The 12,728-nt window shown below is 32.0% G+C and carries 9 protein-coding genes and 1 pseudogene; 1 reads left to right on the plus strand and 9 read right to left on the minus strand.

The annotated features are described in order from the left end of the window. Positions 1-5 precede the first annotated feature (5 nt). Positions 6-578 (minus strand): DeoR family transcriptional regulator, encoded by a 573-nt coding sequence (locus CD31_RS18300; protein WP_009374044.1) that lies wholly within the window; start codon positions 576-578, stop codon positions 6-8. A gap of 337 nt (positions 579-915) precedes the next feature. On the opposite strand from CD31_RS18300, the pseudogene CD31_RS23880 reads away from it, so the two are divergent. Further along, a pseudogene (locus tag CD31_RS23880) lies at positions 916-1,029 on the plus strand (cytochrome c biogenesis protein CcdA); the annotation flags it as partial. 96 nt (positions 1,030-1,125) lie between these two features. On the opposite strand, the gene CD31_RS18305 reads toward CD31_RS23880, so the two are convergent. The 8 genes from CD31_RS18305 to CD31_RS18345 form a co-directional block, all read right to left on the minus strand. Further along, complete coding sequence (locus CD31_RS18305; protein ID WP_036079778.1) at positions 1,126-2,967, minus strand: TnsD family Tn7-like transposition protein; 1,842 nt, start codon at positions 2,965-2,967, stop codon at positions 1,126-1,128. Between the two features lie 19 nt (positions 2,968-2,986). After that, positions 2,987-4,615, minus strand: a complete 1,629-nt coding sequence (locus CD31_RS18310; protein ID WP_036079781.1) for an ATP-binding protein — start codon at positions 4,613-4,615, stop codon at positions 2,987-2,989. After that, the gene (locus tag CD31_RS18315) at positions 4,612-6,762 is read right to left on the minus strand and encodes a Mu transposase C-terminal domain-containing protein (protein ID WP_009374050.1); all 2,151 of its coding nucleotides are present in this window, start codon (positions 6,760-6,762) and stop codon (positions 4,612-4,614) included. Before CD31_RS18315 ends, CD31_RS18310 begins: the two co-directional genes overlap by 4 nt. Next, positions 6,743-7,576 (minus strand): heteromeric transposase endonuclease subunit TnsA, encoded by an 834-nt coding sequence (locus CD31_RS18320; RefSeq protein ID WP_009374053.1) that lies wholly within the window; start codon positions 7,574-7,576, stop codon positions 6,743-6,745. The genes CD31_RS18315 and CD31_RS18320 overlap by 20 nt, the downstream gene beginning before the upstream one ends. A 680-nt stretch (positions 7,577-8,256) precedes the next feature. Next, positions 8,257-9,792, minus strand: a complete 1,536-nt coding sequence (locus CD31_RS18330) for a multicopper oxidase family protein (RefSeq protein ID WP_036079784.1) — start codon at positions 9,790-9,792, stop codon at positions 8,257-8,259. 124 nt (positions 9,793-9,916) lie between these two features. Continuing rightward, entirely contained in the window at positions 9,917-10,456 is a 540-nt protein-coding gene (locus CD31_RS18335; protein ID WP_009374061.1) for a TVP38/TMEM64 family protein, read from the minus strand. 50 nt (positions 10,457-10,506) lie between these two features. Next, positions 10,507-11,436: a C39 family peptidase gene (locus tag CD31_RS18340; RefSeq protein ID WP_009374070.1), complete on the minus strand. Its 930-nt coding sequence runs from the start codon at positions 11,434-11,436 to the stop codon at positions 10,507-10,509. A gap of 192 nt (positions 11,437-11,628) precedes the next feature. Continuing rightward, the gene (locus CD31_RS18345; protein WP_009374071.1) at positions 11,629-12,210 is read right to left on the minus strand and encodes a YdhK family protein; all 582 of its coding nucleotides are present in this window, start codon (positions 12,208-12,210) and stop codon (positions 11,629-11,631) included. Positions 12,211-12,728 lie beyond the last annotated feature (518 nt).

The following is a 12,728-nucleotide window of genomic DNA, read 5'->3' on the forward strand; positions in this document are numbered from 1 at the left end:
CCTCTTCAACTGTTCTTACAGGACAATTTAAGGTGTTGAGGAAATGATTTCATTATTTCGGAAAATGTAAGGACTTTACCTCCGAATCCTTTTACAAAGTTCTCTGCATATTCTTTAGTCTCAAATACCAACACTTGTGGGTAACAACAACGAATATGGACAGTAGTGTCTAAAACAAACCAAGCTAGATGAGCGCTAATCGTTGTCCCTGTTAAAAAATCGGTACAAATTGCTTGTGCTACCTCATCACCTAACTGTCGATGCCGCAGTATTCCACAATGGCTGCAACAAGCATTTTCACGTTCTCCATTTAAAAGAATTATCCTGTAAACCAATCGATCATCACACTTACGATGACAATACACACACTCGTCTTCCTCAACACGATGTATAGATTGATCCCTTATAAGTGTAATCCCACCATATGTCTTCATAATAAGCCCTTCTTCAATCAGAGGTTTTATATCTCGATGTATTGTCATCTCTGATACCTCAAGTGTTTGACTTAATTCTGAGATTTTCAAATTGTGTCTATATAGAATCATGTCACGTATAAGTTGTTGTCTCTCTGAAAGCATAGTTTCCTCCTGAATGTTATAACTTAACAAGATATAACATCATTTTATTACAGCAATTAGAATAATCAATATAAACCTCGGGATATTTTGTTACATAGTTATGTCAATTATCTATAAAATCTTCTGTAGATGCTCCCCCCACATGAATATGAGAGGTTGCATAGTATGTATTGAACTAAAAAACAGAAGCACAGTAGTTTCAATTACTGTGCTTCTGTTGCTAAATAGAAGAATAAATATTGCTTTGATTACAAACTTGTTCACTGTTCAAGTTCTTCTAGTCAATATGATTTGCACAGCATGCAACGTCTTTTTCCAGACAAAAAGTCATCTCATTATGAGCATTGGTGGATGGTTAATGATAGTAATGGGTGTGCTACTCTATTTTGACATGATGACAAAAATTATTGCTTGGTTTACTCCCTTCTTTGGTGGATTCACAGGATTTTAATTTTTCGATTTCAAAGATGAACAACACCATTATGACTACAACAAAAAAAGCCGTGTTTTCAGCTATGAACACGGCTTTTTGGTATCATTCTTTATATCAGAATTTTTGCTTCGCACTTATTATCTGCCTTTTTATTTCTATCTCTAACCCAGAATAAAATCTTTCACTGATTCCTGCTTTTCGCATTATTTTCCAAACTTCAAGTTCTTCATCTTTTAATTGATCTATAGCCCAACTAATACGCCTCTTTTGAAAATTGGTCGTATTTTCTTTAACACTCTCAATATACTTCATCGTATTGGGCAGTTTATTTACTCTTTTTTCTAACAACGATTTATTATTAATCATTTTACCTATACTGCTTACGGTTATTCTAACTGGTTTTTCTTTAGCACTTATATCTTCCACTGCTTTTTTTACCATGCCCAAGATGTGAAGGTCTCTCTGTACCCAATCAACTCTTTTATTAGTAACCCTATTTACTTTAACAACTGGGGAATGTTCCTTTAACCATTCCTTATCATTTCTATAAATTCGCATATAAAGTGATGGGTCTTTTTTTCTAAGTTCTGTTCTTGATAATATGGGGTATTGGTTAATTAAATCAAGCCATTTTTGCTTCAAATCACTTTTAATATGATTTTCCTTGTTCATAGGCTTACTATTTCTTTGCTTAGAATACTTAATAATTGTTTTGGTGTCGACTTTTAATATTTTTGAGCATGCTTTATAACTCAACTGTTCTATTTCAACCAATTGATGGAGTTTGCTCAACCAAGTATCACCTAACATCTTAATACGCCCTATATTTGTTTTATCCTCTTCTGTTTTATCTGGCCCCTTACGAGAATAAACAAAGCCACAGGCACAGGAGAAGGTTCCTACCGGCCTTTTAGTATCATAGCAACGAGTAACCTTTAAATTAGTTATTACAGGCTGTAGAAAGTGTTCTGCCGCAGGATTCAAACATAGATATGGCTCTTCACCAAATGGACTATATCGTTTATTTGCATACTGTTCAATTGTATCAACCGATTCACCTAAAAAATAAATGAACAGTAAATGCCGTACAGGATGAAAAGACTTTCGATGTTTTCTTGTTATTGCCCTTAACCAACACTGTCCTTCTACACCACTTGGAAATGATTGCATCAATATTAAAAAATCGACCTTAAACTTCTTAATAAAGTCTTCTTCTAATCGCCTTTGGTCGATTGTGCCGTTTGATTTTACATACCCTTCGCGATCCAATAGGTAATGATAAATCTCTAATAAATTTAACTGATCAAATTTATAATCCTTTTGATTTAAGTTGCTACTTTCTACAGCAAAATGACGTAGCAAATCAAAGTTTACTTTTGAAACATCACTTTTATTGCCCTTCTCTAAACTGTTTTCAATGTTTGAATAAAAATACGAAGAGTTTCCTTGCCTAATTAAGATTGAACTGTCTACAAGCAAGACAGAATGCTTTAAACAAATAAATACACTTGGTAATTGGTGATATGTCCGCCAATATGTTTCTCCATTCACTTGAATATCTTCTTCAAAGCAGTTAGGACAATAGCGAAAATACATAGGCTCTTTTACTGTCCCAGCCATTTGACCTGTTGAATAATGCAAGGAAGTATTGCCACAGCCATATAACATTTTATTTCGAACACTCTGTTTTATTTCTTTTGAAGTAAAATTTGTATAGTAGTTATACAATGTATGATAATTTATCCATTCATCAATACTCGAATTTAAAAAAGGATTTACTTTTTCTAATAATATCTCTAAATCAGTAGGTAAATCAGGAATAATATATGCTTTCTTTTTTCCAAACAAATCTAAAGTTGAATGTTTATTACTTAAATTCCCTGAACGTTTATGGTATCTAGCCAACACACTATATAATAGTTCATCTTTATAAATTGAAGGAAAAAATGCTAACATCTATTTTATTTACACACCCTTACATTATTAAGTCATCTAAAGGATTTTTAATATATCCTTCTTCACATAATGCCTCATAAGCAGAGCGTTTATTCTTCTTTCCTATATCAACTATTGATTGAAGTTTATTTACTGAAATATTGCCTTTCGCTTCATTTTTCTTTTCTTTCTTTCCCTCAATGTATTGGAGTGATAGAGTCATTAGTTGTGGAATTGTTGACTCAGGTGAATTTTTCAGTGCATATTTAGCAGCGTTTTCAGCAATTTTTTCTGAAACATCTAAATTAATTAAGGATAGGATTAATTTTTCTAGTATTGGAAGTTCTTTATTTGTACGATCTTGTGCCATCTTTTCTTTTTTCGCCTGAACCCTGGCCTTAAGGTCTAATACTGGCAATCTATTTAGAATATAATCTTCAATATCCATTGGAACAATATCTTCGTATTTTGCAATGTCGCTTTGATTTCCGGATTTAAGAGCCTCCAACATAGGTTGAAGAAGTTTCAAATCTTCTTTCACTACCTTTTGTATAAGTTTAGGGGTTATTTTTTCAAGGCCAGAATTGATTGCCCTCGCTTGTGCGAGTAAATACAACTTAACAGCAACATCCACAATTCCTTGGCTCTCTTCGTAAATCGTGTTTAATAATTCTTCTGTCAGTTCCGTATATTCATTCGTCCACTGATAATCCCACATACTTGTGATTAATACTTCCCAATCATCATCTTGTTTCATTTGCTGCCATACCATGTCGCCTTGGCCACTGCTTCTACGTGCTTGTCTGAAATCCTTTTGTAATAATGCCTTGGCTTTCATGGTTCCAATAAACATTACTGGTACTCCTATTTCATTCACTAGCGTTACAAAAAAATTCATCATCATTTCTGATGCAGCACCTGATGCAGATAACGAGTGCTGAACCTCATCAATGATTAGAGCGCCTATTGAGTGTAAACGAGCGACTTGCCCCATACGAGTTACCATTGAACTAACTGAATTTGATGGCTTACCATACTTTTCAAAATAATTAGTACCTGTCAACGAATCAACTTTTTTGAAAAAGTCCATACAAAGAGTTTTTAATGATCCATCATGTGGACAATCCAATTTTAACCATACAATTTGAATCAAATTGATTGGATTTTGATGCAATATTACTTGCGGATAAAGAGATAGTACCCTTTCTATCGCAGATGTTTTACCTATTCCTGGATATCCCATTAAAGTGAAACTTGAAGCAGAAGAACGTATATCTGGCGGTAATCCAATTTCCTCTTTATTAACAAGCTTGTTGTGTAAATCAAGTAATGCTTGAACATGTTTTTTATGTAATGGATTTCGATTAACATATCCATACCTAATGAAACCTGAAAAACGCTGTTCTAGATTTAAGGTTTGATTTATAGGCTGATAAAATCTTGATAATCTTAGTAAAGCATGGTAACGATGATGACTTGATAAATTTCTTTCACTATTATGAAACATAGGTATAAAGCTAAGTTGATCAAACGCTTCTTCTTTAGAGAGTATCGGAGGTAACGCTTCAATAAGGGGATTCCCTTTATAATCAATTATTTCTTGTTCACGATACTCTGCCAATAGAACTTCAATACCACTCTCTAATTCAATTGTCTTCCCATTTTTCATTCCTTCTTCTTCCTTCTTTGCTTTTTAAATAATTCCATTATCGTAGATGTTTCAGTTTTTTCATCTTTCTGCTCAGAAGGTGCAAAAGAAATAATGTTTTTATCATTATCAATCTCAGTTACACCTATTTGAAATGCCTCATACTCTCTTCGTAAACTTTTTTCAACTTCCCGATTTTCTCTAATATTTTTTATTTTTTCCGTTTTAGTGATTTTATTATTTTCATCTTGATTTGGTGTCTTAATTGCCTCATCCACTATTCCTTCAATTTTAGAATAAAAATTAATTTCTTCTTGTAACAAACTATGACTTTCAATTTTATATGTGTTTTGTTCAATCATTAATAATTGTTCAATTTCTTCAAGTACTTTATTTTTGTATCTCTCCTGATGATCTAAAAGGAAGCAACTTTCAAAAAGTGATTTATCATTAATGTGCAGATAAATAATGTCCATGTTTCGAGGATCGTATGAAATATCAACTGTCCAACTTTTCTTTGTTCTAGCTTGTACAAACCAAGATTCCTTTATAGCTGTTTCACAGCTAAATAACCTATTTTTAAACTTTATTCCCTTTGAGGTTACTGTAGCTGTATCTCGTGGCAATAAGTAAAACTTTATAGTATTAGGATGTTCCTTCCTTAGCTTACCTGCTCTATTTTTAATGCCCCAATTCCAGAGTTTAAGAGGAGTCGGTTTTACATTTTCCCGTATCATCTGCTCATCTCTTAGATAATCCTTCATATAGTGATTTTTGTTATAAAATAAAACAAAATTGATTAGAATTTTTGTATATTGATCTATAGTTAACTTAGCTTCTAAACGATAATCACTAGCCCCACGTTCCCTAAAATCACTCTGTATGTAACCTGGTAAGAACGGCTTTATTTTACTTTGTGAAGTATCGAACAATTTTTCCACAATTCCCTTCCAATCTGGTCGAAAAGCAGGATTATTCTCCACTACCAAATCCAACCCTTCAATTAAACTATTCACGTTATATCCCTCCAACTCACCTCTATCCCCTAGAATAATTTCAGGAAGATGCGCAGATGGCCACATTTCATTTGAAATTTCTATACCATATCTACTGCAATATTCCTTTTTATCTGATGCTGCATTTGCTATTGCCATCATCATTCCTGCCCAAGAAGGACCTTCAAATCCGATATACATTCCTGTAATCATATGTGTATATACGTCCACCACAAAATATATAATTGGTTTACCTACAATATAATCAGAATTAAAACTAGATACCAGATACACATTACCAATAGTCGCATCTATTTGATATCGTGATCCTGGCCCCATGACTTCATAAGTTGAAGATCCTAATATTGCTCGATGATCTCGTTCAAATTTTTTCTCACCTTCTCGACTTACTATTTTTTGTTCAATACCAAATTCTTTGTTGTGCCAATATCTAAATTGTCTTAATGAAGGAATTTTATTTTCATCCTGTATTACTATATATTTTGTTCCGTTTTCGTAACGAACTTCATCTGCATAGAACTCCTTTATCATCATTTTATATGCGAATGACAATGAGTTTCTCTTGCTTGTAAAATAGTACCTTTTAATCGATTTACGAAATATTTCCCTTGTTTCATCGGTTACATTTATTCCTACACTGTTAGTGGTTCTAGGTTTTCCCCTTTTCAAAGTACCACTTTTTTTATTTCTTCCCTTACCTCCAGAGTTACTATAATCCGGAAGCAAACTATTCATAGTTTTTCCTCTCTGCCAGTACTTTCTCAAATATTTATAAGCAGTCATTTTTGTACATACTTTATTATTTACAAGTTCATTTATTAGCTGCCCACGTTCTTTTTTCTTATAAATTGAAGGTTCATCATTCACTAAGTTTTTGATAATTGCCCACGCTGTGTCTCTCTTTTGTTTCATTCCCTCAGGTAAATTAATGTGGTTAATTAGTATGTTTGTGTGATCAGATTCGAATTTGGAGTATGAATTTTCTATAAATCCTTGATGTATATCTTTAACTTTTAAAAGGAATGGTAAGGCATTGGAATCTTCTATATCAATTGCATATGTAACGATGTTACTTTCATCAATCCAAAGTAGACGATATACTTTATTACACGTCAAGTCTTTAATTAATTCATTAACTGATATTGTAATCAATGTTATCCTCCTTAGAAACATTCATAATAATTTGATCTAAAGTTAGATTGCTTGGGTTAATTTTCTTACTCATATCAATCGAAATATATTTTCGAGCTATAAAATGTTTTATATAACTTAAAGATGAGCCTGTTTCTAAGTTATAATCCTCATCAAATTTATTACAAACTACTAATAAACTCTCTTCGCTATCTTTTTTTAAAATCAATAAATGCAATAATAAAGTAGAATAGCTTATATCTTCTTCTGCTAAATAATAAGATTTATGTATCCATAGAATATTGTTTGCTAGTTGTTTAGGAATTTCCTTTTCAGTTATGACCCCCCAACTTATTCCTTGTATCTCCCAATACTCTCGTTCAATTTCAAACTTTTCAATTACTCGTTTATCTTCAAGTTGTTCACTTGGTTTTACAGTTCTAGCGATATATTTTCTTTCAGAGTTTTTTACTACTGTTATAAAGAAATCTGTTGTCATATCTATCGGTATACCTGAACTATTATCTTTAGAGTGCTTAATTCCTTTCTCTTCAGCTATACGAATAGTTGTTTCAACATTTAAAGGAAACTGTTCTCTTATGTCTACCACTGTATCTTCCCAATCTAATAAGAGAAAAAAGTCTCTTTCCAAGTTAGACAACAATTCATGCTGTCTCTTCGCGGTCCACCCTATTAATCGAGAAGCATTTCCTTGTGACGATATATCTTGTATTTTAATCCAAGGTATATAATTTGATAGTTCCCCTTGACCTCGTCCTTCTTTAATATAGTCATTTCTTTTTTTCTCAGACCAACCGTATTTCCTTTTAGACATGTAAAGCACCGCCTCGTCGACATAATTATGGTTCAAAAAAATAATTTCTAAAATTATTATAACTTTTTGACTTACTTGTAGTTTAATTTATTCCATTTTATAAAAGTATTTATATTACAATCGTTTACACATAAAAAACGTCCTTTAAAGAGTGGACGTTTGCTAATTTTAGTAAGAAAAATACTATACTTTCTTCGATTCACATTATGTTTTTAACAGCCCTTGATTATATACAATCCACTTCTCCAATTCTCTTTCTACCGCTCGATTTTGCCATTCAAACCAAATCCCAATACACTCACTACAATGACTGTCAACACCGATTTTATTATGCAAATCCTTACATGTAAAAATGGTCTTTTTACGACACTTATAACAGTAGATTTCAATCTCTTTATAAAATTCCATAAATATTACCTTTCATTTTATTTATATTCATTTCCATTAAAGGGACAAAAAATACATAAAATCATTAAGGTATTCTTTTGTATTAACTAAATAAAAATGTTGTTAAGTTGTTAAAAATTTCAATTGAAATTTTAGAAAAAAGATTGAGTATTTCTATAGGGTAGGTTATTTAATATGAACCACGACCAATAACCCTAGATATAAGAGTTATGTAATAGAAACCAATAAAAAAACCTCCATGGTATTTGGAGGTTTTAATAATCTATTTATATTTAATTTACTTCAACTTGCCCCATCATACCATTTTCTTCATGTTCAAGGACATGGCAGTGGAACATGTATATGCCCTTATTATTAAACTTCACTGCTAATTTAACTGTTTGACCAGCTTCAATTGAGACAGTATCCTTCCACCCTTTTAAATTTAAAGGAGGTTCTTGACCATCAATCGACACGATTTTAAATTGAGTGCCATGTATGTGGAAAGGATGTGTCATACCACCCATCATATCAGGTTTATTATAAATTTCCCAAATTTCAGTCTCACCCTGCTTTTGAGTGAAATCAATGCGATTCATATCAAACTGGTTTCCATTTATAGAAACCATTGTCCCCATACCAAATAGTTCAAGCTTCTTAGAAACTGGTAAATTTTTCTCTTCTTCAGTAACACTAAAATCATTTAATTTTTCTGAAATTTTACTTGTACTTGTAGTCTTTTGTTCAATTTTAAATGGTAAAAGGGTAGTACCTTCATCATTTATTAATGCTATATCAGTCTTGTCATCCATTTTTGAAAAGTCCACTATTACCTCTGCTCGCTCACCTGGTGTTAAGGTAATTTCTTTCATATCAGTTGGTTGATTTAAGAAACCACCATCAGTAGCAATTTGTTGGAATGTATCTCCGGTATTCAATTTAAAAGTATAATTACGAGCATTAGAACCGTTTAATAAACGAAGTCTTACTTTTTCTTTACCAACTGTAAGTTTAGGATTCAACGTACCATTAATTAATAAAGTATCTCCAATTGTACCATCTTCATTAAGGACTGCTTGATAATTTAATTGCTTTTCTTCAGTAAATTGTCTATCTTGGAATACTAATGGAAAATCATTCACACCATATTCATTTGGTACATTGATTTCTTGTGAGTTTTCATCATCTATATAAATTAAACCAGCTAAACCTTTATATACTTGCTCTGCTGTAGCACCTTCTGGATGTGGATGGAACCACAGCGTAGATGCTCCCTGATTAACTGTAAAATTTACATCTTCTGTTACACCTGGCTCTAGGACTTGATGTGGGCCGCCATCACCATTTCCAGGGATTTCTAATCCATGCCAGTGAAATGTTGTTGGTTCAGATAAATCATTTTTAGTTCTAAACGTTACCGTTTGATCTTTATTAATACGAATGATTGGCCCTAAAAAGGAACCATTATATCCATATGTCTCTGTTTTAGTTCCCTTAAAGATTTCTGTTGTTCCTTGTTGAGCAGTAATATCAACAATTCCATTTTTAGGTTCAATAATAGGTGGGAGCGCAAGCTCATTTTCCCCATTTGAATTATTTAATGCTAATGGATTGTTATGACTCGCATGACCATTTTCCATGCTACTATCTTTATTATCCATACCCTCCATGTTTTTCATTTCTTCATCACTCATATTGGAATGGTCCATACCAGACATAGTAGAATGGTCCATATTTGAATTATTATTAGATTCCGAATTACCCGCACTACATCCTCCAATTATAATAGCGCCTACTAATAATGAAGTAATCAAAAGTTTAGATTTCATTATGTTTCCTCCTTTTATTCTTTACATAGGCACTATAACAAATAAATATGGAGAATTTATGGATTTGAAATTAAATGAGACAAATATTAACCACTCTATCTAAGAAAACTTTGAATAACTTTTTTTATTTCTTAACTTTCCAAATCAAAATGATAATTGAAATTAATAAGATACTTATTACAATTTTCCATATTAAATTTACTTGCATAAAACCATATACTGCACCTGCTTCAAAGATTAAAGCTGGTATTTTTCCAATCGTACTAGCAAGCGTAAATGTGCCTAAAGACACCTTAGAAAATGCACTAGTAAAAGTCACAAGACCTGATGACATAAAAGGTAAAATCCTTAAACTGACAATTATCCAAAATGCATCAGAACCTTCCAACTCCTTTAATTTTAAAAGTTTAGGGTGCAATACGAACGGTCTTTTCCATTTATTGATTCCTTTTCTATATAAAATAAAGCTAATAACTGCACCAATTGATTCACCGATAATAGAAATCAGCAAACCGTTGAATACTCCAAAAAACACAAGGTTAGTGGCTGTAACAAAAACACTTGGTAGTACACCTATAATACTAACCAAAGTATTTATCATTAAACTAACCAAAATTGCAAATAATCCAGATTGTTCTAGTAAATGAAGTAATTTTTCTTCCATGATTAAACGCTATCTTTTTTAACCTATTACTTGCATATAATGAACTATTGTTAATAAACAACAACTGCCTGTTCGCCTAATGCTTCATAACTATTAAAAAATGCTCCCTTATCCAATGTTATAATTCCCTTACGTGGATCCATTACTTCCACAGTAGTATCTCCCACAGATAATAGTACCATTGTATGTAAATTTTGATACATTTGATGGTATTCACCTGTTTCTTCAATAATCCATCCCCCTTTAACCTTTGGTGGTGAGAGGTCCAATGTTACCCATGTAATAACTGGTATTCCCTGTCTAATATAATTTGTTATTTCTTTTATTGTTCTTCCACTAATATTTTTTGCTTGTAAATCTAACTTTCTCTCTGTGATAAAATTATTAGCTGCTTTGACAATTGGTTCGGCAAAAACATATGTACCCGTTTCTAGATTACTTGGCTCGCCGCCATATGCTTGATTAGGATTTGGCCCATACTTTTTTTTCATTTTGTATTCAAAAGATTGTTTAGGTAAATAATTTTGATCCATTTCTAATTTAGATGTTTCTGCACCATAGTAATTAAGTACTGCTGTAAGAGTAGTTATTTCACACCCATTTGGTAGTTCAGGATTTTGTAGAATTACAGGTACTCCAAATCCTTTATTATGATTTACTGCATATGTTTGAACCAATATGGATTGTGTAGATGACGTATACGTAAATTTTTTTTCTGTTAAATACATCCCTGTTGTAAAATTGTCTGGACTCCCTACTTTTACTGTATAAGTTTCATTTGGTTGTAAATTATAAAATTCTGCCTCACCTTTATCCAAACTAATTGTTGAATCTATTTCTTTCCCTTCTTCATCGAGTAATTCCACATATAGATCATTAAGTGGATCTCCACTAAAATATTCAACTGTTAAAACTGCTATTTTATTTGAATTGATATTTTCGTTTGTACAACCCTTTAAAAAAACTACTAATACTCCCAAAGTGAAGATAATTCCTCTCTTTCTAATTTCCCACGCCTCCTCAGTTATTGTTATATTATTAAAAATGAATATAACGAATAATTATGGAGAAATTATGGATTAAAATTAAAGGATATTATAGAATTTCTAAAACTAAAAAAGATGTCCAATTTGTCAAAATTGACTCGTCGAACATCTTTAAGTATTTAATTTTTATGGAGAAGATAATTCACTTTCCGTTAGCCATTTATGATTTTTTATTTTTTCACCATTAGTAGAAGTGTAGTCAACCACATACACAGTAGTTTCTTCTGCGGAATCAATTTTTGCAGTTACCCCTTCCATACCCTCCATATGATTAGCATTTATAATAACCTGTGTTCCTGGTTCAAATGGCTCTGAACCAGCACCTTCTATTTCTTCTTGAATGACCCACTTATGATTTGTTACTCGATTTCCACCATTTGTAGGAGCGTAAGATATAGTATAGACTATTGTATCGTATGCCCCTACAATTGTTGCTTCAGCTCCATCCATGCCTTTCATGTGATCTGCATGAATTATTGCTTTTGTCCCAACTCCAAACTTAGGATTTTCAGCTTCTTTTAAACCTTCAGGAAGTTCATTTGAACTAGGATTCATTTCAGAATGGTCCATACCTTCCATATCTTTCTCGGCCATTTCATTTGTCTGCATTTCTTGTTGACTTTCTTTCTTATTTGTATTTCCTGTACATGCAGAAAGCATTAATGCAGCAACTATAGTAACAAGACTCATTATAATTTTTTTCTCCATCATAGTCCTCCTACTCGCAGGCTTGAATTTTTGTATTCCCAATCATCATAAATTTACTTTAGGGATATTTCATACGAGTTTTTCTTTATTTAGAATCACCAAGAAAATTTAATATATACATTTTAAAGATACCTTCCTTATTCATTTTTAAAACCTGGATTGTCAAAAATGTTGAAACAGCAAAAGGGGTAAGGAGCTTTTTTTAAATTAATTCATATAATGAGATTAACCAATTTTTTAAGGAGTAGATAACCATTGATAACGAAGCTTTTAAAACATTTTCTGATTCTCAATTATTAATTGAATCTATTGAAAAACTAGGTGATGAATTATTTGCATTAACTGTGGAAATTGCATTGAATGTCTTAAAGACTGTAAGTAGTGAAGATGGCCAATTTACAAGCGATTTTTCTTCGCCATCAAGTTACTTGCAACAACAGATAGATTATTTGATTTCTGAATTAAAAATGGTAAACGAAATTATACAAAGTAATGAAAACGAAGCAAAATAATATTTG

Origin of the sequence: Lysinibacillus boronitolerans JCM 21713 = 10a = NBRC 103108 (assembly GCF_000772935.1) — a bacterium.
GTDB classification, from domain to species: Bacteria; Bacillota; Bacilli; order Bacillales_A; family Planococcaceae; genus Lysinibacillus; species Lysinibacillus boronitolerans.